Source organism: Mesorhizobium sp. B2-5-4 (genome assembly GCF_006441095.1).
Classification (GTDB): domain Bacteria; phylum Pseudomonadota; class Alphaproteobacteria; order Rhizobiales; family Rhizobiaceae; genus Mesorhizobium; species Mesorhizobium salmacidum.
In genome coordinates this window covers 86,792-106,267 of the sequence record NZ_VFUR01000015.1, presented here as the reverse complement: position 1 = coordinate 106,267, position 19,476 = coordinate 86,792, and the positions used below count along the sequence as shown (strand labels likewise).

Annotated in this window: 23 protein-coding genes; 13 read left to right on the top strand and 10 right to left on the bottom strand. The window is 63.8% G+C overall.

Going from position 1 to position 19,476, the window contains the following annotated elements:
* Positions 1-53 precede the first annotated feature (53 nt).
* From FJ492_RS19620 to sbmA, 3 genes are all read left to right on the top strand, one after another.
* On the top strand, positions 54-278 hold the full coding sequence (locus FJ492_RS19620) for a propionyl-CoA synthetase (RefSeq protein ID WP_140745759.1): 225 nt from the start codon (positions 54-56) through the stop codon (positions 276-278).
* Positions 279-355: 77 nt separating this feature from the next.
* A complete protein-coding gene (locus FJ492_RS19615) occupies positions 356-1,516 on the top strand; it encodes a YbfB/YjiJ family MFS transporter (RefSeq protein ID WP_140771662.1) in 1,161 nt (386 codons plus the stop codon).
* 114 nt (positions 1,517-1,630) lie between these two features.
* Positions 1,631-2,890, top strand: a complete 1,260-nt coding sequence (gene sbmA, locus FJ492_RS19610) for a peptide antibiotic transporter SbmA (protein WP_140507891.1) — start codon at positions 1,631-1,633, stop codon at positions 2,888-2,890.
* A gap of 30 nt (positions 2,891-2,920) precedes the next feature.
* On the opposite strand, the gene FJ492_RS19605 is transcribed toward sbmA, so the two are convergent.
* Positions 2,921-3,928 carry a polysaccharide deacetylase gene (locus FJ492_RS19605; protein WP_140771709.1) on the bottom strand — a complete coding sequence of 336 codons (1,008 nt, stop codon included), beginning with the start codon at positions 3,926-3,928 and terminating at the stop codon, positions 2,921-2,923.
* A gap of 215 nt (positions 3,929-4,143) precedes the next feature.
* Here FJ492_RS19605 and FJ492_RS19600 point away from each other — a divergent pair, with 215 nt between their 5' ends.
* The gene (locus FJ492_RS19600) at positions 4,144-4,809 is read left to right on the top strand and encodes a tetratricopeptide repeat protein (protein WP_140771660.1); all 666 of its coding nucleotides are present in this window, start codon (positions 4,144-4,146) and stop codon (positions 4,807-4,809) included.
* Entirely contained in the window at positions 4,806-6,236 is a 1,431-nt protein-coding gene (gene der / locus FJ492_RS19595; RefSeq protein WP_140716919.1) for a ribosome biogenesis GTPase Der, read from the top strand. Before FJ492_RS19600 ends, der begins: the two co-directional genes overlap by 4 nt.
* A gap of 28 nt (positions 6,237-6,264) precedes the next feature.
* Here the strand turns inward: der and FJ492_RS19590 are convergent, their stop codons facing one another.
* Positions 6,265-7,182, bottom strand: coding sequence for a LysR substrate-binding domain-containing protein (locus FJ492_RS19590; RefSeq protein ID WP_140771658.1), 918 nt, complete (start codon positions 7,180-7,182; stop codon positions 6,265-6,267).
* 116 nt (positions 7,183-7,298) lie between these two features.
* Between FJ492_RS19590 and FJ492_RS19585 the strand changes: the two genes are divergently transcribed.
* The 7 genes from FJ492_RS19585 to FJ492_RS19555 all read left to right on the top strand — a co-directional run bounded on the left by FJ492_RS19585 (position 7,299) and on the right by FJ492_RS19555 (position 12,865).
* Positions 7,299-8,591: an MFS transporter gene (locus FJ492_RS19585; RefSeq protein WP_140771656.1), complete on the top strand. Its 1,293-nt coding sequence runs from the start codon at positions 7,299-7,301 to the stop codon at positions 8,589-8,591.
* A 143-nt stretch (positions 8,592-8,734) separates the two neighbouring features.
* The gene (locus FJ492_RS19580; protein WP_140771654.1) at positions 8,735-9,916 is read left to right on the top strand and encodes a cell wall hydrolase; all 1,182 of its coding nucleotides are present in this window, start codon (positions 8,735-8,737) and stop codon (positions 9,914-9,916) included.
* A 257-nt stretch (positions 9,917-10,173) separates the two neighbouring features.
* Positions 10,174-10,575 (top strand): AtpZ/AtpI family protein, encoded by a 402-nt coding sequence (locus tag FJ492_RS19575; protein ID WP_027142300.1) that lies wholly within the window; start codon positions 10,174-10,176, stop codon positions 10,573-10,575.
* 57 nt (positions 10,576-10,632) lie between these two features.
* Positions 10,633-11,391: a F0F1 ATP synthase subunit A gene (locus tag FJ492_RS19570; RefSeq protein ID WP_027142301.1), complete on the top strand. Its 759-nt coding sequence runs from the start codon at positions 10,633-10,635 to the stop codon at positions 11,389-11,391.
* Positions 11,392-11,476: 85 nt separating this feature from the next.
* On the top strand, positions 11,477-11,701 hold the full coding sequence (locus tag FJ492_RS19565) for a F0F1 ATP synthase subunit C (protein WP_013896722.1): 225 nt from the start codon (positions 11,477-11,479) through the stop codon (positions 11,699-11,701).
* A gap of 62 nt (positions 11,702-11,763) precedes the next feature.
* On the top strand, positions 11,764-12,363 hold the full coding sequence (locus tag FJ492_RS19560; protein WP_140771652.1) for a F0F1 ATP synthase subunit B: 600 nt from the start codon (positions 11,764-11,766) through the stop codon (positions 12,361-12,363).
* Between the two features lie 10 nt (positions 12,364-12,373).
* Positions 12,374-12,865: a F0F1 ATP synthase subunit B gene (locus FJ492_RS19555; RefSeq protein WP_140716911.1), complete on the top strand. Its 492-nt coding sequence runs from the start codon at positions 12,374-12,376 to the stop codon at positions 12,863-12,865.
* A gap of 118 nt (positions 12,866-12,983) precedes the next feature.
* Here the strand turns inward: FJ492_RS19555 and FJ492_RS19550 are convergent, their stop codons facing one another.
* Positions 12,984-13,682, bottom strand: a complete 699-nt coding sequence (locus FJ492_RS19550) for a ribonuclease HII (RefSeq protein WP_140771650.1) — start codon at positions 13,680-13,682, stop codon at positions 12,984-12,986.
* 153 nt (positions 13,683-13,835) lie between these two features.
* Positions 13,836-14,990, bottom strand: a complete 1,155-nt coding sequence (locus FJ492_RS19545) for a PA0069 family radical SAM protein (protein ID WP_140771707.1) — start codon at positions 14,988-14,990, stop codon at positions 13,836-13,838.
* 151 nt (positions 14,991-15,141) lie between these two features.
* On the opposite strand from FJ492_RS19545, the gene FJ492_RS19540 reads away from it, so the two are divergent.
* Positions 15,142-15,669, top strand: coding sequence for a glycosyltransferase (locus FJ492_RS19540; protein ID WP_140507875.1), 528 nt, complete (start codon positions 15,142-15,144; stop codon positions 15,667-15,669).
* A gap of 31 nt (positions 15,670-15,700) precedes the next feature.
* Here FJ492_RS19540 and moaB read toward each other — a convergent pair whose 3' ends face one another.
* The 6 genes from moaB to FJ492_RS19510 form a co-directional block, all read right to left on the bottom strand.
* Positions 15,701-16,255 carry a molybdenum cofactor biosynthesis protein B gene (gene moaB / locus FJ492_RS19535; protein ID WP_140771648.1) on the bottom strand — a complete coding sequence of 185 codons (555 nt, stop codon included), beginning with the start codon at positions 16,253-16,255 and terminating at the stop codon, positions 15,701-15,703.
* A gap of 1 nt (position 16,256) precedes the next feature.
* The gene (locus FJ492_RS19530; protein ID WP_140771646.1) at positions 16,257-17,144 is read right to left on the bottom strand and encodes a 4-(cytidine 5'-diphospho)-2-C-methyl-D-erythritol kinase; all 888 of its coding nucleotides are present in this window, start codon (positions 17,142-17,144) and stop codon (positions 16,257-16,259) included.
* 26 nt (positions 17,145-17,170) lie between these two features.
* Positions 17,171-17,356, bottom strand: coding sequence for a membrane protein (locus FJ492_RS19525; RefSeq protein WP_027142309.1), 186 nt, complete (start codon positions 17,354-17,356; stop codon positions 17,171-17,173).
* A gap of 83 nt (positions 17,357-17,439) precedes the next feature.
* Positions 17,440-18,303: a S49 family peptidase gene (locus tag FJ492_RS19520; RefSeq protein WP_140507976.1), complete on the bottom strand. Its 864-nt coding sequence runs from the start codon at positions 18,301-18,303 to the stop codon at positions 17,440-17,442.
* A gap of 77 nt (positions 18,304-18,380) precedes the next feature.
* The gene (locus tag FJ492_RS19515) at positions 18,381-19,181 is read right to left on the bottom strand and encodes a methyltransferase (RefSeq protein WP_140771644.1); all 801 of its coding nucleotides are present in this window, start codon (positions 19,179-19,181) and stop codon (positions 18,381-18,383) included.
* Positions 19,181-19,405 (bottom strand): DUF2007 domain-containing protein, encoded by a 225-nt coding sequence (locus tag FJ492_RS19510; protein ID WP_027142312.1) that lies wholly within the window; start codon positions 19,403-19,405, stop codon positions 19,181-19,183. The genes FJ492_RS19515 and FJ492_RS19510 overlap by 1 nt, the downstream gene beginning before the upstream one ends.
* Between the last annotated feature and the right edge of the window lie 71 nt (positions 19,406-19,476).

The following is a 19,476-nucleotide window of genomic DNA, read 5'->3' as shown; positions in this document are numbered from 1 at the left end:
GACTCACCGAAACGGCTGTCTTTATTGATGGGAGAACCTCCCGGGAGCCGGAAATGCTGAGGATATTGTCGTCGCTGAAGGTCCTGTTCGCCGCCAGTTCGTCGGATGACACGCGCTGCGATATCGATACGCTGAGGTGGCTGACCGATCCGCTTGCGCATCCGGCGCTTGACGCTATGTCGGAGCGCGAGCTCGGTGATGTGCCGTTCCGGCTGACGGCGCGCCGGACCGTGCATGAGACCGTTTCACTGAGCGCCGGTTTCAGCGGGCGCTGCTGAGCGTGCGATCAGGGTACTGAACTGGCCCAACATAAGGCGGATTGTTTCACCCGCCCGCACATTTATTGTGCACTGCAATGACTTCGCCCCAATCGACAGCGCTGCGTTACGCCTTCGCCGGCATGATCGCCATGGCCGTCGCCATGGGCATCGGCCGCTTCGTCTACACGCCGATCCTGCCCGGCATGATGGAGGAACTGCATCTATCGCCGGCCGATGCCGGCTGGATCGCCTCGGCCAACTATCTCGGCTACCTCGTCGGCGCGTTGGCGGCGGCGGGCAACTGGGCGCATGGACGCGAGCGTTTGCTGATGCTCGTCGCCCTCGGTGCCAGCGCCATGCTGGCCGCCCTGATGGGGTTGACCGACGCCATGGCCGCCTTTCTCGCCATCCGTTTTCTGGCCGGTCTGGCGAGCGCCTTCGTCATGGTGTTCATGGCCAGCATCGTTTTCAGCCATATCGCCGCGGCCGGGCGCGGCGACTTGCAGGCCTGGCATTTCGGCGGCGTTGGCCTCGGCATCGCGATATCGGCGGCGATGATGGCCGTACTGGTCACGGGTCACGCCGGGTGGGCGCAGGGCTGGCTGTGGTCAGGTGCGATTTCGGCTTGCGGCTTCGTCGCCGTGGGGCTGCTGGCGAACCAGGGCCCGCTCACCAATGGCGAAGCCCTCCCTGAACCGGCGCTGCCGAAAGACCGGTCGCTGATGAAGGTGATCGTCGCCTATGGCCTGTTCGGTTTCGGCTATGTGGTGACGGCGACCTTCCTCGTCGCCATTGTCCGGCAAGGCGGCGGCAGCCGCGTCTTCGAGGCCGTGGTGTGGATGGTTGCCGGCCTTGCCGGTTTCCCTTCGGTCTGGCTGTGGCAGAAGGTAGCGGCGCGGATCGGGCTCTATGCCGCCTATGCCTTGGGATGCTTCGTCGAAGTTGTCGGCGTTACCGCGAGCGTCGCCGCCGGCGGGCGCACGGGGCCGCTGCTTGGGGGCGTGCTGCTTGGCGGCACCTTCATTGCCATCACGGCATTTGGCCTGCAGGCGGCGCGGCAGCAGGCGCCAGGGTCGCCCCGGCGCGTCTTTGCCCTGATGACCGCCTCCTTCGGTCTTGGCCAGATCATCGGCCCGATCGCGGCCGGGCTTCTGGCGCAGGCGTCGGGCGATTTCTTCCTCGCCTCCATCGTCGCCGCGGCCGTCCTGGTCGTCTCCGGCGCCGTCACATGGTCGGCTGCGCCAAAATCGCCATGATTTGCCGTCTTGCTCCGCGCCTGAGATCGGGCAGGCATTTTCTTTCCCCCTAATGTGTGACTTTATGCCCGCCGAACCCACCTGATTTGCGCATAGATCGAGGAATTCGCCACAGTGTTCGTATCCTTCTTCCCGCAGCCGAAGCTCTTCTTCTCTTCGGCCGCCATCTGGAGCCTTGCGGCGATCCTGTTCTGGTTTTTCGGCGGGGAGCAGTTGGGAGGCCTTGTGGGCCTTCCGCCGGCAGCCGCCGATGCGGCGCCCATCATCGGTATCGCCGTGCTGGCGTCGAAACCGTTCATCTGGTTTTATATCTATTTCGCGCTGTGCGTGGCCATCTTCTATGCGTTCTGGAGTTGGTATTCGCCGCATCCATGGCAGCGCTGGTCGATCCTGATGACGGCGGTCATCCTGTTCTTCATCTATTTCAATGTGCAGGTCAGCGTGGCCGTCAACGCCTGGTACGGTCCGTTCTTTGACTATGTACAGGGGTTGATGTCGGGGACCGGAAAGTCGACGAACGCGGAGTTCTATATCGGATTGGCCGACTTCTCATGGTTGGCGCTGGTCGGCATGAACGTGCAGGTGGTCAACGCCTTCATTGTCAGCCACTGGATCTTCCGCTGGCGCACGGCCATGAACAATTACTTTATCGAGAACTGGAGCAGGCTGCGCCATATCGAGGGCGCCTCGCAGCGTATCCAGGAAGATACGATGCGGTTCTCCCAGATCATGGAGGATCTCGGTTCCAGCTTCGTTCAGTCGATCATGACCCTGATCGCCTTCCTGCCGGTCATGATCCAGTTGCAGGCCCATATCAGCGAACTGCCGATCGTCGGCGCGATCCCGCAGCCATTGGTGGTCGCGGCACTTGCCTGGTGCCTGTTCGGCACGATTTCGGTGATGATTGCCGGCATGAAGCTTCCGGGGCTGCAGTTCCGCAACCAACGCGTCGAAGCCGCTTACCGCAAGGAACTGGTCTATGGCGAGGATCATGCGGACAGGGCGCAACCCGCCACCACCACCGAGCTGTTCGCCAATGTCCGGCACAATTATTTCAGGCTCTATTTCCACTACATCTATTTCAACGTCGTCCGGTACACCTACCTGCAGGCCGACAATATTTTCTCGCTGTTGATCCTGGGTCCGTCGCTGGTCGCGCACAAGATAACATTCGGTGCGCTGAACCAGATCTCCAACGCCTTCGGCAAGGTGACGGGTTCGCTGCAATTCCTGCTCACCTCCTGGTCGACCATCGTCGAACTTCAGTCCGTGCACAAACGCCTGCGCGCCTTCGAGGCGACGCTGCTGGGTGAGCCGCTGCCGGATATCGATCAGCGTTATCTCGCAAGGCACGGCGCCGAAGATCCGGCTTGAGGAAGCTCTGACGAAAGACGGGTTGGCGGTTTAACCGCCAACCGAGGCCTGCTTTTGGATGCCATCCTGCCGCGAAACATAATCGCGAAAACTGATGCATTCGACATCTGATTTGACGCAGACCTCGCCGGCAAAGCGTTCCAGCGCGTTCCAGTAGGCGCCGTCATTCATCAGCGTGAAGTGGAAGCCGAGTTCCAGCGGAATGCGCTTGCCCTGATATTGCGCATCGAACGCGGCGCGAAACGCCTGATAGGTCCGGTCGGCGAACTCCCCGGCCTTGCTCGGCCGCTCGAAGCCGCCGGAATGCCGGACATAGAGATTGTAGTCCATGGCGATCACCGGCCGCGATGTCGGTCCCTCCGGGATTAGCGGTAGGGAAAAACGGGTGATGCCGCCGACGGTCGGCGGCAGGGCAGGGCCCTTTGAAACGCCGCTGGCGTCGAATTTATAGCCGGCCGCCGGCAGTGCCTCGTAAAGCGCTTTGCCTGTCGACAGATACGGTGCCCGGAAACCCACCACCGCATGCCGCGCGAAATCACGCCAGCCCTCGGGTTCGGGCGCAATGCCGTTGATCGCATAGGCGTTCTCGAGAATGTGCTCGAAGGAGCCGAACTCTTTCAGCCAGTCGGCCTTGGTCCAGTCCTTGCCGTCGAAATGGCCGCAGACGTGGCTGGCGATGTCGTGGCCCTCGTGGGCAGCGAGGCCGATCTGTTCCAGCCGCTCGGCCACTTCCTGCCTGGAAATGGCAAAGCCGATGTTGGATTTGCCCGCGCTCTTGCCCGGCGCGGTATATTGGCCGCGTGTCTCGGGCGACAGCAGGAAGACGCAGGACAGGAAATAAGTAAAATGCGCGCCGGTGCGCTGGGCCAGCGCCCTGCTGCGCTTCCACTGCGAGATGTCGCGCGCGCTGTCGAAGGAGATGATGACGACCTGCTTCGGCCTTGCCGGTGCTGGTGGCGCGGGCGGATCGGCCAGGGCCGCGCCGGCGGTGGCGAACGAGGCAAGCGAGAATGCGACAGCGCGGGACAAACAAGGGATCGGCAAATTTACGGGCTCCGGGTGGTCGGCAAGCCGGCTATCGCGCAAATGTGGCGCCGGTGCGATTGGGGTTTTCGTGGGTTTGCCCCGGGGACAAACATTCGTTTGCCCCGGCAATAGCCGATTTTCCGCTCGAACCCCTTCCATGCTGACAAAATTTCGCTAAAACGCGGGCTCATGAACCGCCCCGGCCCGGGGCAGGAATGGTTTGATTGATGTCCGACGACAGTTTTATCCGCGAAGTCAATGACGAGATGCGTCGCGAACAGGCGCAGAAGCTGTGGGACCGTTTCGGCCCGGCCTTGCTTGTGATTGCCATCCTGGTGGTGCTCGGTACCGCCGCCTTCGTCGGCCATCGCTATTGGGACGAGACACGTGCCAACCGCTCCGGCGACGCCTTCTCGCAGGCGCTGAAGCTCGCCAATGACGGCAAGAACGATGACGCGCTGGCCGCGCTCATTCAGCTGGAGAAGGATGGCTACGGCGCCTATCCGCTGCTCGCCCGCATGCGCGCCGCGACCGTCAAGGCCAACAAGGGCGACGTCGATGCCGCCGTCAAGGATTTCGACGATGTCGCCGCCGACACCGCTATTCCCCAGGGTCTGCGCGACATGGCGCGGCTGAGGGCGGCGCTCCTGCTCGTCGATCACGGCTCCTTCGCCGACGTGTCGAGCCGCGTCGAGGCGCTGACATCGGACACCAACACGCTGCGCCACAGCGCACGCGAGGCGCTTGGGCTTGCCGCCTGGAAGGAAGGCAAGACCCAGGACGCCCTGAAACTGTTCGACCAGATCGCCTCCGATGACGGCGCCCCGCGCAACACGCGAGAGCGGGCGACCTTGATGTCCGAGCTGATCCGCGGGTCGGGCAGTGCATCGTGACCTTCAAAGTCGCCATCATAGGCAGACCTAACGTCGGCAAATCGACGCTTTTCAATCGGCTGGTCGGAAGGAAGCTGGCGCTTGTCGACGACACGCCGGGCGTTACCCGTGATCGCCGTGTCCATGCCGCCAAGCTTTACGATCTTCATTTCGATGTCATCGACACAGCGGGCTTCGAGGATGCCGGCGCTTCGACCTTGCCGGGACGCATGCGCGCGCAGACCGAAATCGCCATCCGCGAGGCGGATCTGATCTTCTTCACCATCGACGCCAAGTCCGGCCTGTTGCCGGATGATAGGACCTTTGCCGAGATCGTGCGCAAATCCGGCAAACCGGTTGTGCTGGTCGCCAACAAGGCCGAGGCGCGCGGCGCGCAAGGCGGCATGCTGGAAGCCTGGGAGCTCGGGCTTGGCGAGCCGATCCCGGTTTCGGCCGAGCACGGCCAGGGCATGCCCGACCTGCGCGACGCCGTGATCGAAGCGCTTGGCCAGGCGCGCGCCTTCGGTGAAGACGAGGACGGCGAAGACGAAGAAGCCGCCGCCAACGAAGTGCTGATCGGCGAGGACATCGCCGATCCGGATGCAGAGCCGGCCTATGACGACACCAAGCCGATGCGCATCGCCGTCGTTGGCCGTCCTAACGCCGGAAAGTCGACGCTGATCAATGCACTGATCGGCGAGGAGCGGCTGCTGACCGGACCGGAAGCCGGCATCACCCGCGATTCCATCTCCGTCGACTGGGACTGGCGCGGCCGCCGCATAAAACTGTTCGACACGGCCGGCATGCGCCGCAAGGCCAGGATCCACGAGAAGCTGGAAGTGATGTCGGTGCAGGATGGCTTGCGCGCCATCCGCTTCGCCGAGATCGTCATCATCGTGCTCGACGCCACCATTCCCTTCGAGAAGCAGGATCTGCAGATCGCCGACCTGATCATCCGCGAGGGCCGGGCACCGGTGATCGCCTTCAACAAATGGGACCTCATCGACAACCCGCAGGAGCTGTTGGCCGAACTGCGCGAGAAGACCGAGCGGCTGTTGCCGCAGGCGCGCGGCATCCAGGCCGTGCCGGTCTCGGCCGAGACCGGACGCGGCCTCGACAAGTTGATGGATGCGGTGCTGAAGACGCACAAGGTCTGGAACAGCCGTGTTTCGACCGGCAAGCTCAACCGCTGGCTCGAAGCCATCCTGACGCATCATCCGCCGCCCGCCGTTGCCGGGCGCCGGCTGAAGGTCAAATACGTCACCCAGGCCAAGACGCGGCCGCCGGGCTTCGTGGTCCAGTGCTCGCGGCCGGACGCGATGCCGCAAAGCTATGTCCGCTATCTGTCCAACAGCCTGCGCGAAGCCTTCGACATGCCTGGCGTGCCGATCCGCATCGCTCTCCGCACCTCGGACAACCCCTTCGCTGGCAGGGCGAAGAAGCGCTGAGGCTCGGCTCGGCTCGGCTCGGCAACGCTTAAGCGACTTTCAGCAGGTTCTCTTTCGTGTCGGCGTCAGGCAGCGCCTCGAACGCCGATTGCAGCAGGATGTCGGCCAGCCGCGCCGCGACCGGATCGAGCTCGGCATCCTTCTGCTGCAGGTGCAGCGCCATCTTCGGCAGCGGCGGCAGCCCGAGCACTCCGGGCGCGAGCGCCCTGACATTTGCGGGCAGGCCGATATCGGTGCGGATCGTCAGCCCGAGGCCTGCTGCCACCGCCGCCCATATGCCGCCAAGGCTAGGGCTGGAGAACGCCATGCGCCAGGGCCGCCCGGCACGATCCAGCGTCTCGGTCGCCACGGTGCGCAGCAGGCAAGGCGCCTCGAACACAACCAGTTGCAGCGTCTCGTCAGTGTGTGGGCCTGCCTCCATCGGTTTTGCCGGGCCGATCCAGCGCGCCTGCACGTCGGCGACATGCCGGCTGTATGGCAGCTTCGTGCCGTCATGCCAGGCGAGTGCGATGTCGAGATTGCCGGAGAGGATACGCTCGGCCAATTCGTGGCTGCGCCCGATCCGTGCTTCGATCCGAACTTTGGGATGGGCACGGGCGAAGCGACCGAGCACTTCCGGCAACACGGCTTCGCCGAAATCCTCCTGCAGGCCGAGCCGCACCCAGCCCTCCAATTCGACGTCACGGATGGCCAATGCTGCCTCGTCATTGAGCTCGATCAGGCGCCGCGCATAGCCGAGCATCGTCTCGCCGGCTTCGGTCAGTGACAGGCCGCGCCCCGCCTTGCGGAAGATCGGCGTATCGGCCTGCTCCTCCAGTTTCTTCAACTGTGCGCTGACGGCGGAGGTCGAGCGGCCAAGCCGCTCGGCTGCCCTGGCGAAACTTCCCAGTTCCATCCCGGTGATGAAAGTTCTCAGCACGTCAAGATCGAATGTGACACGTCGCATCGGATCGTCCTTGTTTTCAGGATTATTAATCAAAAACTTCCTGATTTTATGGATGAAGCTATGGCGCTACATCCATCCCGTCAAGGCCGCTCGACCGGCGTCACGGGAATGGAATCATGTCTGCCACCGTCATTCGCAACGATTACCAGCCATCCGGGCGAGGCGCCGCCACCATCCCAGCCGGCCGGACCTTCGGGCCTAATCATCGCTGGAAGGTCCTGGGTATCGGGGTTGCCGCGAACGCCGGTTTCTCGGCCACTTTTTCGGGCATACCGGCCACGGCGGTCGTGCTTCGCCAAGGCTATCACTTGAACAATGCCGAACTCGGCCTGGCGCTCGGCCTTCTCGGGCTGGGGGTTGCGCTCAGCGAACTGCCATGGGGTCTGCTCACCGACCGCTGGGGGGATCGCCGCGTGCTTCTGATCGGGCTTGGCGCGACGGCGGCGTGGCTGCTTGCAATGGCGATGCTCGTGGTGCCGACAAGGGCGGGCATTCCCGATGTCACGCTGCTGGCGGCAAGCCTGCTCGTCACGGGACTGCTCGGCGGCAGTGTCAACGGTTCGAGCGGTCGCGCCATCATGGCCTGGTTCAGCGAGAATGAGCGCGGTTTTGCCATGAGCATCAGGCAGACGGCGGTGCCGCTTGGCGGCGGCCTCGGCGCGCTCGTCCTGCCTTCGCTTGCCCTGGCTTTCGGTTTTGCCGCGGTGTTCGGGCTCCTGGCGGCGGCATCCGCTCTCTCCGCCCTGTTCGCCTGGCGTTGGCTGCACGAACCGCCGGCGGCGGGTGGCGGCCACGCCGTTCCGTCTGGCGTGGCCGGTCCGGCACCGTTGCGCAACACAGAGGTCTGGCGCATCTCGACCGCCATCGGCCTGCTCTGTTTTCCGCAAGTGGCGGTCCTCACTTTCGCATCGGTGTTCCTGCACGACTTTGCCGGACTTGGCACGACGGCGATCAGCACCAGCCTCGCCGCAGTACAGGTCGGTGCCATGGTCATGCGCGTCTGGAGCGGCCGCTTCACCGACCGCCACGGCAACCGCCGTCAGTTTCTTCGCTTGTGCAGTGCGCTGAGCGCCCTGGCCTTCGTGATGCTCTGGGTGCTGGTTCTGGCCGTACCCGCAATGCCTGGCAGCCAATCCTTCCTGATCGCTGTCCTGCCCTTGGTGCTCGTCGTCGCCGGCATCTCGGTCTCCGCCTGGCACGGCGTTGCCTATACCGAGCTTGCCACGCTGGCCGGTGCCGGCCATGTCGGAACCGCGCTCAGCCTCGCCAACAGCTTTGTCTTCGTCGGCTTCTTCCTGGTGCCGGTAGCCATTCCGGGGCTGCTGCACCTCTGGTCCTGGCCCGGCGTCTGGCTGTCGGCCGCGGTTTGCGCGCTGATCGCCTGGCCGATCTTCCTGCCGCGGGCCTGAGTTCCCGCCGCAAAACCGCCCGACTTCGAAGCCACGACCTTGAGCCGACCGGGAAAACCCGACCGATCCCGTTAACGTCCCATCAAGGTTAATGCATCATTTTGCTCTCCAGTGGGGTCAGTTGCGTTCCTGGAGAGAGTTCCGTGCATCGACGTCTGTTGAAGCGGCTGATGGCCGCCGCCGGTGAGAAACGCAGCCTTGTGTCTCCGTTCATCATCGGTCTCGGTATCTGGATCGGCTTTCCGACCGTCGCCGCCTACCAGGACATGACCAGCCTCGTTTCCGGCCTTGAATCGCCGACCGCGCGCTGGAACTCCTATGTCGAGAAATCCGTCGCCGGTTCGGTCCACGCGGCCGAGATGCCGTTCGTCGAGTCCGACATCACCGGCTCGATCTCGGGTTCCGGCGTTCGCCTTCCCGGCATCGGCTCCGTTTCGTTCCGCGGCAAGGGCGGCAAGGTCAGCGGGTCGCCCGACGAGGATCGCGTCGTGCGCGCCGACAAGAAGGGCCGCATCGTCCAGGTCTCTCCCGTAGCGCCGCCGAAGAACTTCAATGCCGGCTCGATCTTCCAGCGGACCTCCTCGCTGATGCGGCCGAGCATGGACAGCGACCTGAAAATGGCATTCGCCAAGCCTCAGATCAAAGGCAAGGAAATCCAGATCGCCGCGGCCTTCCACGCGCGTGAGGACAGGAAGCCGGATCCCGGCGTGCCGGCCATGCTTGCCCCCCTCGTCAACAACGACCATCCCGATGTGCTGGCGACCGCCTATGCGCAATCCGCGCCGGACTATGCCAAGGCCTCGCCCTTTGAAGCTTTGCTTCAGGACGAGCAGCCCAACAGCGGCCGCTTCATTCCGCCGATGGCCAAGGGCGACCACGCCTGGATCCAGAATCCGCTTCCTGCCGGCGTCTTCTCCAAGCCGGAGCAGAAATGCCTGGCCAACGGCATCTATTTCGAGGCACGCGGCGAAGCCGTGCGCGGCCAGGCCGCCGTCGCCCAGGTGATCCTCAACCGGGTCCGCAATCCCGCCTATCCCAATTCGATCTGCGGCGTCGTCTACCAGAACGACAACTGGTTCAACCGCTGTCAGTTTTCATTCGCTTGCGACGGCAGGAAGAAGCGCATCGACAATCCTGTCGCCTACCAGACCGCACAGGACATCGGCATGGCCGTCACCGCCGGCAAGATCTTCATTCCGGAAGTAGGATCGTCCACCCACTACTATGCCAATTATGTCCATCCCGGCTGGGCGCGCACAATGCAGAAGATGACCAAGATCGGCCTGCATATCTTTTACCGGACCTATGGTGGCGGCTGGAGTTGAGCGGCCCGCCGCCCGCCGTTCTTTTCGCGCCGTCGCGCGGTCGATCGGAGAGCCATTGTCTGGGGGATTCGCGCGGCGCATCCCCCAGATCGCCGCGGGCACGATGTCGCACCTTGCTAGTACATTGATTTCATTGTCTAAAATACACAGCTCGGAAGTTCCGTCCGTGGCTTGACGGGCGCAAACCCTCTAACTATGTTGCCGGCGACTTTAGAAGCGGACGGACGGTGACGGTCTGCCCGGGCAGGGGGGTTGCGATGGCCGAAAAAAAAGGGCCAGACGGAACCGGAGAAACCGGCCGTGGCAAAGAGCATGACCCCGAAATCCGCGACGACGATCTTGAGCGACGTCGGCGTGAACTTGGAGCATCGCTTGCGACAAGGCTGCCGAACCGGCTCGAGGGGAAAGACGACGCGAAACCAGTGACCGGATACGGTCAGGCGATCAAACTATCCAGCGAGTTTATCGCCGGGGTGGTGGTGGGCGCCGGCATCGGCTGGATCATCGACCGTATGGCGGGGACATCGCCGTGGGGTCTGATCGTTTTCCTGCTGCTTGGTTTTGGCGCCGGCGTGCTCAATGTCATGCGTTCGGCTGGCGTTGTGGCGGAATTCGGACAAGGTGCCAAGCCGCGCCATGACCGGGACGACAGCAAATGACCGCCCTTCAGGCGGCAATGGTAATTTAGCCGTACGCGGCATTGACGGGGTTTGAAAGTGGCAGCTGACAAGGTCGATCCGATCCACCAGTTCCATATCAACAAGCTGATACCGATCGAGATCGGCGGCTATGACCTGTCTTTCACCAATTCCGCCCTGTTCATGGTCGCCACCGTCGTCGTTGCCGCGGCGTTCCTGTTCCTGACGACGTCGAGCCGCAGCCTGGTTCCAGGCCGACTGCAGTCGGTCTCCGAAATGGCTTACGAATTCGTCGGCAACATGCTGCGCGACGCCGCCGGCACGCAGGGCATGAAGTTCTTCCCCTTCGTGTTCTCGCTGTTCATGTTCGTGCTGGTCGCCAATCTGCTCGGCCTGTTTCCCTATTTCTTCACTGTCACAAGCCACATCATCGTCACCTTCGGCCTCGCGGCCCTGGTGATCGGAACCGTGGTGGTCTACGGCTTCATGAAGCATGGTCTTGGTTTCCTCAAGCTGTTCGTCCCGCATGGCGTGCCGGTGTTCCTGCTGCCGCTGGTGGTGCTGATCGAGGTCATCTCCTTCGTGTCGCGCCCGGTCAGCCTCTCGGTTCGTCTGTTCGCCAACATGCTTGCCGGCCACATCACTCTCAAAGTGTTCTCTGGGTTCGTCGTCAGCCTCTCCGCGCTGGGCGCGGTCGGTGTGGCGGGTTCGATCCTGCCGTTGGCGATGGCGGTGGCGCTGACGGCGCTTGAACTGCTGGTCGCTTTCTTGCAGGCCTACGTCTTCGCCGTGTTGACCTGTATGTATCTCAACGACGCCCTGCATCCCGGGCACTGAGGCCAAGAGTTCCGGCCCAAGAGTTTCCAACATTGGTGCCGGATGAAATCGCAACGGAATTTTCAGATCCAAAGGAGTTGAACAAATGGACGCAGAAGCAGCAAAGTACATCGGCGCCGGCATCGCTTGCCTGGGCATGGGTGGCGCGGGCATTGGCCTGGGCAACATCTTCGGCAGCTACCTCTCGGGCGCGCTGCGCAACCCGTCGGCTGCCGACGGCCAGTTCGGCCGCCTGATTTTCGGCTTCGCTGTGACCGAAGCTCTGGGCATCTTCTCGCTTCTCATCGCGCTGCTGGCCCTGTTCGGCTGAGTACTGAGAAGATTGGACAGGCCAGCCGCGCTAGCGGCGGGCCTGATATCTGGGGATAGTCCATGTTCGTGACATCTGCCTTCGCGCAAGAGTCCGCGCCATCAGCCGACACCAGCCACGCTGTGACCGGAGGCGACACGCATTCCGGCACCAGCGTGCCTGCCGAAGCGCACGGCACGTTTCCGCCATTCAATCCGGAGACGTTTCCGTCGCAGCTTCTGTGGCTGGCGATCACGTTCGGGCTGTTCTACCTCTTCCTGAAGCGGGTCGTGATGCCGCGCGTCGGGGGCATCATCGACGTCCGCAACGACCGCATCAGCCAGGATCTCGACCAGGCAGCCAAGTTGAAGGGCGAGGCAGACGCCGCCGTTGCCGCTTACGAGCAGGAACTGGCTGAAGCCAAGAAGAACGCCAACTCGATCGGCCAGCAGGCCAACGATGCGGCCAAGGCGGAAGCCGAGACCGCGCGCAAGAAGATCGAGGCCGCGCTCGACGCCAAGCTTGGCGAGGCGGAGGCACGCATTGCTTCCATCAAGGCCAACGCCATGAAGGAAGTCGGCAGCATCGCCGAGGACACCGCTTCGGCGATCGTCGAGGCACTGGTTGGCGGCAAGACCAGCAAGGCCGAGATCGCGGCCGCGGTCAAATCCGTGGCCCGGTGAGGAGCGCATCATGGACGCTACATCTCTCGCAACGCTCTGGGCCACGATTGCCCTGATCATCTTCCTGGGCATCGCCGTCTACATCAAGGTGCCCCGCATGATCGCCAAGGCGCTCGACGCCCGCGCCGCCAGGATCAGCAGTGAACTCGACGAGGCACGTAAGCTGCGCGAAGAAGCCCAGCAACTGCTCGGTCAGTACAAGAAGAAGCGCAAGGAAGCCGAGCAGGAAGCTGCCGACATTGTCGCGGCCGCCAAGCGCGAGGCAGATCTGCTGGCCGCCGATGCCCACAAGAAGACCGAGGATTACGTTGCCAGGCGCACCGCGCTTGCCGAGCAGAAGATCGGCCAGGCCGAACGCGAAGCGATCGGCGAAGTGCGTGCTAGCGCCGTCGACATCGCTGTCGAGGCGGCACGCGCATTGCTCGCCACCAAGGTCGACTCCAAGGCCGGAGCCGACCTGTTCAGGTCCGCGCTGCAGGATGTGAAGGCGAAGCTGAACTGAGCTGAACGACCAATATTGAAGAGCCGCCCGGGCAACCTGGCGGCTTTTGTATGCGGTGCGTCAACGCTGCCAATCTCCCCCACAACGGGGGAGATCGGCCGACACCGCTGCCGTCGTTTTACTCCAGCCCGGCGAAGCTTTCTTCTTCTTCCGTCACCTCGGCGCCGCCCAACCGGAACGGCGCAAACGAGGTGCGGTGCAGCCGAGCGACGGGGCCATGCGCCTCGATCGCCGTACGGTGCCGGACCGTGGCGTAGCCCATATGGACTTCGAAGCCGTAGCGATCGTGATGATTGCCGCAGCCGCACATCATGCGGTCGCGCATGACCTTGGCCACGATCGAGGCCGCGGCGATCGACTGCGAGCGCTGGTCGCCCTTGATCAGCGCGCGCCCTTCGCAGGGCAGTCCCGGCGGCACGTCGCGCCCATCCGCCAGCGCGAGCTTTGCCTGGATGGGCAGCCCGACAAGTGCGCGGCGCATCGCTTCGAGGCTCGCCTTGAGGATGTTGCTGCCATCGATGCCTTCGGCGCTGACCGACGCCATCGAGACGCCGAGCGCGGAGCCGATGATGCGCAGAAACAGCGCTTCACGCTGCAAGTGGCTAAGCCGCTTGGAATCGTCGAGCCCTTCGGGAATGTTGGCGGGGTCGAGTACCACTGCCGCCGCGACCACCGGCCCGGCCAACGGGCCACGGCCGGCCTCGTCCATCCCTGCGACCGGCCACATGCCATCGGCCATCGCCTTCGTCTCGAAGGAGAAATCGGGTTTCTCGACGATTTCGAAGAGAAGCGGAGAATCAGAACGCGCGCGAGCCATGTTGCGGCGAGGTTCGCATCGGCTCTGATTCTCCGCAAGTCCCTCCGGGTCGGGTGGGGCGCCGGACCGGGAGGGCACCGTCTGCAGGCCGGGGCAGGCCGGACGGGATTTTTTTGCCACGGCGGTAATGAACAGCCGCGGTGTTTTTCGGCTTCAGAGCAGAATCAACTGCTCCTGGTCCTTACCGGCCGCGACGAACTGGTCGGTCCGCAGCGTGCGCCGTTCGGCATTGAGGCCGAGCCGCTTGGCGGTGATCTCGAAGCGCCGGCCGATCTGCCAGGCATAAGGTCCGGCACCCTTCATGCGCTTGCCCCACTCCGAATCGTAGTCCTTGCCGTCGCGCATCGAACGGATCAGCGACATGACGTGGCGATAGCGGTCGGGATAGTGGCGCAGCAGCCAGTCCTTGAAAATCGGGCTGACCTCCAGCGGCAGGCGCAGCACCACATAGCCGGCCTCGCGCGCACCGGCATGGTGTGCCGAGTCGAGGATGCGTTCCATCTCCTGGTCGGTCAGGCCCGGAATGATCGGCGCCACCATCACCGAAGCCGGGATACCGGCATCCGAAAGCTGCCTGATCGCTTCCAACCGCTTGGTCGGGGTCGATGCGCGGGGTTCCATCGTCCTGGCCAGCATGCGGTCAAGCGTCGTCACCGACAGCGCCACCTTGGCGAGCCCGCGCTCGGCCATGCGCGACAGAATGTCGATGTCGCGCACCACCAGGGCTGACTTGGTGACGATGCCGACCGGATGACCGCGTGCCTCCAGCACTTCGAGGATTTCGCGCATGATCCGGTACTGCTTCTCGATCGGCTGGTAGGGATCGGTGTTGGTGCCGATGGCGATGGTGCGCGGCTGGTAGCCATCCTTCGACAACTCCTTGTCGAGCAGGCGTGCCGCATCCGGCTTGGCGAACAGCTTGGATTCGAAATCCAGGCCCGGCGACAGGCCCATGAACGAGTGCGTCGGCCGCGCGAAGCAATAGACGCAACCGTGCTCGCAACCGCGATAGGGATTGATCGACCGGTCGAAGGAGATGTCGGGCGATTCGTTGCGGGTGATGATGGTGCGCGGCTTCTCCACCTGCACCACGGTCTTGAACGGGGGCAACTCCTCCAGCGAACTCCACCCATCGTCGAAGACATGCCGGCTGACAGGTTCGAACCGGCCAGACGGATTGATGCCCGCCGATCGGCCACGGTTGCGGTCCGGACGGACCCGCATGCCACTCTGCTCGATCATCGCGTTGGCCATCTCGGCTCGTCCTGCTCCGAAGGCCGCAATATCGGCGCGCATGATCGGTTCCATCTTCGCCCGCTCCCAGGGACTGTCCATGTTGTGTCGAATCGCTCTGCTCATGAAATTATTCCTATTTTATTGATGAGAACAAATCAAGAACTTTTCTATGGCGCGATGCAAAAACTGGCGTCGGTCAGTGGTTTCCGCTATTCGGCTCACGATGCTCAGTGTTCTCATCGAAACGCATAATGACGAGGAGGGTCTCGCCCGCACGCTGGCGACGCTGATTGGCGGCGCGGTCGAGGGCGTGGTGCGAGAGGTCGTCGTCTGCGACACCGGCTCCACCGACCACACGCATCGTGTCGCCGAGCATGCCGGCTGCCACTATGTGGGGAGCGGCGGCATCGCCGCCGGCATCCGCCAGGCCAAGGGTGACTGGCTGCTGTTTCTCGAACCGGGTGCGAGGCTGGTAGAGGGCTGGATCGACGCGGTCGTCGCCCATACGGCCAGGCAGACCATGGCCGCCCGGTTCGCGCGGGCGCGGGGCAGCCGTACGCCGTTCCTGGCTAGGGTCTTTTCCGCAAACCGTGCTCTCGCCGATGGACTGGTGATCAGCAAGCGGCAGGCGGCATCTCTGTCCAAGACTGCCGGCAGCGCCGAGGCGTTGGCGCGCGGTCTGGCGACTAAGAAGCTCGACGCCGAGATCTGGGTGGCGCCACCGAGGCAGGCGCAGCGCTCTCCCAGTTGATTTTTGCAGCTGCTCTGCGTGGCGTTGCTTTTTAAGGGGCCGATTTGCCGCGCCGCAGATGTTCGTCCAGGCGCGGCATGATCTCGACGAAGTTGCAGGGCATGTGCCGGTAGTCGAGCTGTGCCTTAAGGATGCCGTCCCAGGCATCCTTGCAGGCGCCGGGCGAGCCCGGCAGCACGAAGACGAAAGTGGCGTTGACGACGCCGCCGGTCGCCCGGCTCTGGATCGTCGAGGTGCCGATCTTGTCGTAGGAGATGCGGTGGAAAACTTCCGAAAAGCCATCCATGCGCTTTTCGAAAATCGGCTCCAGCGCCTCGGGTGTCACATCGCGGCCGGTGAAACCGGTTCCACCGGTGGTGATCACGACGTCGATGGCCTTGTCCCGCGACCACGCCAGAACGGTGTCACGGATTTTTTCGCGGTCGTCGGTGACGATATCCCGGCCGGCCAGGATGTGGCCGGCCTCGGTGATGCGATCGGCCAGCGTCTGGCCGGATTTGTCGTTGGCGAGGCTGCGTGTGTCGGAAACCGTCAGCACCGCGATGCGCACCGGAATGAAGGCACGGCCCTCGTCAATCCTGGCCATCTCACTCAGCCTCCGATGCAATGCTGCGTGTTGCGGCGACGAACCAGTCGGGCTGGCGGCTGCGGATCTCGGCCGCCGCGCGCTTGGCGACATTGCCGGTCTCGAACAGGCCGAAGCATGTCGCGCCAGATCCGGACATTCGTGAAAAACCCGATCCGGCCTTATCAAGCCATGAAAGCGCCCTGCCTATGGCGGGCCGCATCGCAAGGGCCGCAGGTTCGAGATCGTTGCGGGTGATCTCCAGCCAGTTGCGCAGGCTGTGAAACTCGATGTCGCGCGGCAGCGGCGGCAGTGGCTCATTGTCGCGCCGGGACAGTGCTGCGAAGATTTCCGTCGTCGAGACCGGCGTGCCCGGATTGACCAGCACCAGACCGAGCGCCGAAAAATCCGGCACCATCGACAGCTCCTCACCGATGCCGCGCGCCACCAGCGGCTTTGCCGCCAGGCACATCGGCACATCGGCGCCAAGCGAGAGACCGATCCGCGCCAGCTCGGCGCTATCGATGTCCAGCCCCCAGCTGTCGGCCAGCCCGCGCAGCACGGCCGCCGCGTCGCTCGACCCTCCGCCCACGCCGGACGCGACTGGAAGGTTCTTTTCGAGCCTGATGATCACGGGCGGCGTGCTCCGAAGACCGGTGGCCTGCCGTAGCGCGTCGCGTGCCTTGAGCACCAGATTGTCGCCATCGGGCGGAACGTCCGGCGCGTAGCGGCCGGATACGGCGAAGTCGTCGCCTTCAGCCGGCGCGATCTCGATCCTGTCGCCAAAGCGCGTGAACACAGCCAGGCTTTCGATGAGATGATAGCCGTCGGGGCGCCTGCCGGTGACGTGCAGGGCAAGGTTTATCTTGGCGGGTGCTGCCCATGTCCGGACATGCGGACCGGACTCCACAGTCTCGATTGCGAGTGAAATGAGGGTCAGTCCTTGGCCAGCCGGTATTCGCCGGTCTTCGGATCCTTGACCAGCGTTCCCATCGCGCCGTTGGCCGCCTGCTTTTCGGTCCGCCGTACCTTGGCCGTCACGCGCTCAGCCTCGCGCAGGAAGGTGCGGTAGCCGAAATAGGCGGCAATGCCGACGACGGCGAAGAAAATAAGTTGCGGCATGTCAAAACTCCTACCACGCTGGGCCGGTAAGGGCGGCCGGTCGGGTCTTTCGGGCAACCATGCTAGACGCTTTCACGGCTTTTTCAAAGCCCGAAGCGCGCCCACAATGCGCGCTCTTCCGCCGCATCAATGACGCCGCTGGCCGCTGCCGCGGCGATATCGGGCGCTGAAAAGCCCTTGCTCGAGCCGAACAGGCCGAAGCGGCCGAACAGACCGCGCGGCGCCGTTATCAGCTTGAGCTGGGTCTTCGGCCCGAAGCGGGTCTTCAGTACCGTGCGCATGTCGCCGAGTGCATCGACGAGGCCGAGTTCCAAGCCTCTCTTGCCGGTCCAGAACAGTCCGGTGAACAGCTCCGGATCGTCCGCCAGCTTCGTGCCGCGCCGCTCCTTGACCAGATCGATGAAGGTCTCGTGCACTTCGAGCTGCAGCACCTTCAGCCGCTCGACGTCTTCCTTTTTCTCAGGCTTGAACGGATCGAGCACTGCCTTGTTCTGGCCGGCGGTGTGGACACGGCGCTCGATGCCGATCTTCTTCATCAGTTCCGGGAAACCGAACGAGGCCGACACCACGCCGATCGATCCGACGATGGAGGAGGGGTCGGCGAAGACCTCGTCGCCGGCGACAGCGATCATGTAGCCGCCAGACGCCGCGACATCCTCGACGAAGACAAGCACCTTTTTGTTCTTCTCGACCGCAAGGTCACGAATTCGCTTGAAGATCAGCCGCGACTGCACCGGGGAGCCGCCGGGGGAGTTGATCGAGATCGCGACTGCCGGCGCGTCGAAGGAAAACGCCTTTTCGATCAGCCCAGCGGTGGAGGCAAGCGACAGGCTCGGCCGGAACGGACCGCCGCCGGCCATGATGGTGCCGTGCAGCCGGATGACCGGAATGGTGTCGACGGTGGAGCGCCACGACTTCGGCAGCAGACGGTTGAAAAGACGTTTCACGATGAAGTGGTCTCCGGCGATGGTTGCAGGCATGTAGTGATTTCCCGGCCAACGGCAATGTTCAGGCCGCGAACAGCTCAGTCTCCGAACAGCGAGGCGAGCCCGTTGGTTATCATTTCGCTGCGCTCGTCGGGGCCGTTGCCCGATCGCGCGTGAAGCATCAGGGGCGGACGGATGGCGAGCTTTCCCCGCGCCCCAAGCGCCGCCCGCACGATAATGCGGATCGCCGCCGCGTCGGGGCGAGGGTGCACGGCGAGCATCTCGGCTTCACCGAAGCGGCCTGAAATCGCGTCGAGAATGGAGCCGAGCTGTTCGGGGCGGGCGATCACGGCAAGCCCGCCGCGCGGCCTGACAACCGCTGCCGCACTGCGGATCCAGTTTTCGAACAGGCCATCCTCCATGACATGGGCCTCTTTTCGCAGGCGGTCCGATGTGGCGCGGTCCCGTGCGGCGTTGAAAGGTGGGTTCATGATGACGAAGTCGAAATCATTGTCGGCAAGGCCGGCGGCGGCCCGGGCCCGGCCCGAAACGGTGACATCGGCGACAAGCACGGCCGCGCGATCGCTGAGATGCGCATTGCCGGGATGGGCAAGCGTGGCCGCCGCGAAGGCAGCCATCTCAGGCGCGCGTTCGACCAGCACAGCCTGGGCGTCCGGACAGCGCGACAGCACTGCCAGACCGGCAGCACCGGCGCCGGCCCCGAAATCGGCGAGCCGCCCGCCAAACGAGGATGGCACCGATGCGGCCAGCATCATCGCATCCATCCCGGCGCGATGGCCGCCATGCTTGGGCTGCACGAGCCAGAACCGGCCGCGGTGGAAGGCATCGACCGTATGGGCCGGCATATCCGTGTCAAGGGTGGCTGGCGCGGCGGACATTATTTCTGGCGGATCTCGTTGGCGATGCCAGCGTCGGTCAGGATGCGTCGCGCTGCGTCGGCCTGGTCGGCGTCGACCATGACGCGCCGCGGCAGGATGCCGAGCGAGCCGTCGAGCACGCTCATATTCTGGTCGGCGACGAAGCAGCCGATGCCGGCGTCGCGCATCAGCGATTCGACAAACGAGATGATGACGGCGTCGTTGGTGCGGATTAGCTCTATCATCGCAAGAAACTCGCAGGTTGCAGCATGCATGTAAACGTGTGGCCGCGCTCCCGCATTTGCCGACGTTGACA

What these genes read in the sequence shown, in the direction of transcription:
- FJ492_RS19585 (WP_140771656.1), top strand. Translation starts at nt 7,299, where the DNA reads ATGTCTGCCACCGTCATTCGCAACGATTACCAGCCATCCGGGCGAGGC.
- FJ492_RS19565 (WP_013896722.1), top strand. Translation starts at nt 11,477, where the DNA reads ATGGACGCAGAAGCAGCAAAGTACATCGGCGCCGGCATCGCTTGCCTG.
- FJ492_RS19615 (WP_140771662.1), top strand. Translation starts at nt 356, where the DNA reads ATGACTTCGCCCCAATCGACAGCGCTGCGTTACGCCTTCGCCGGCATG.
- FJ492_RS19560 (WP_140771652.1), top strand. Translation starts at nt 11,764, where the DNA reads ATGTTCGTGACATCTGCCTTCGCGCAAGAGTCCGCGCCATCAGCCGAC.
- FJ492_RS19555 (WP_140716911.1), top strand. Translation starts at nt 12,374, where the DNA reads ATGGACGCTACATCTCTCGCAACGCTCTGGGCCACGATTGCCCTGATC.
- FJ492_RS19510 (WP_027142312.1), bottom strand. Translation starts at nt 19,405, where the DNA reads ATGATAGAGCTAATCCGCACCAACGACGCCGTCATCATCTCGTTTGTC.
- FJ492_RS19620 (WP_140745759.1), top strand. Translation starts at nt 54, where the DNA reads ATGCTGAGGATATTGTCGTCGCTGAAGGTCCTGTTCGCCGCCAGTTCG.
- FJ492_RS19545 (WP_140771707.1), bottom strand. Translation starts at nt 14,990, where the DNA reads ATGGAACCGATCATGCGCGCCGATATTGCGGCCTTCGGAGCAGGACGA.
- FJ492_RS19590 (WP_140771658.1), bottom strand. Translation starts at nt 7,182, where the DNA reads ATGCGACGTGTCACATTCGATCTTGACGTGCTGAGAACTTTCATCACC.
- moaB (WP_140771648.1), bottom strand. Translation starts at nt 16,255, where the DNA reads ATGGCCAGGATTGACGAGGGCCGTGCCTTCATTCCGGTGCGCATCGCG.
- FJ492_RS19575 (WP_027142300.1), top strand. Translation starts at nt 10,174, where the DNA reads ATGGCCGAAAAAAAAGGGCCAGACGGAACCGGAGAAACCGGCCGTGGC.
- FJ492_RS19515 (WP_140771644.1), bottom strand. Translation starts at nt 19,181, where the DNA reads ATGTCCGCCGCGCCAGCCACCCTTGACACGGATATGCCGGCCCATACG.
- FJ492_RS19600 (WP_140771660.1), top strand. Translation starts at nt 4,144, where the DNA reads ATGTCCGACGACAGTTTTATCCGCGAAGTCAATGACGAGATGCGTCGC.
- FJ492_RS19550 (WP_140771650.1), bottom strand. Translation starts at nt 13,682, where the DNA reads ATGGCTCGCGCGCGTTCTGATTCTCCGCTTCTCTTCGAAATCGTCGAG.
- FJ492_RS19525 (WP_027142309.1), bottom strand. Translation starts at nt 17,356, where the DNA reads ATGCCGCAACTTATTTTCTTCGCCGTCGTCGGCATTGCCGCCTATTTC.
- FJ492_RS19540 (WP_140507875.1), top strand. Translation starts at nt 15,142, where the DNA reads ATGCTCAGTGTTCTCATCGAAACGCATAATGACGAGGAGGGTCTCGCC.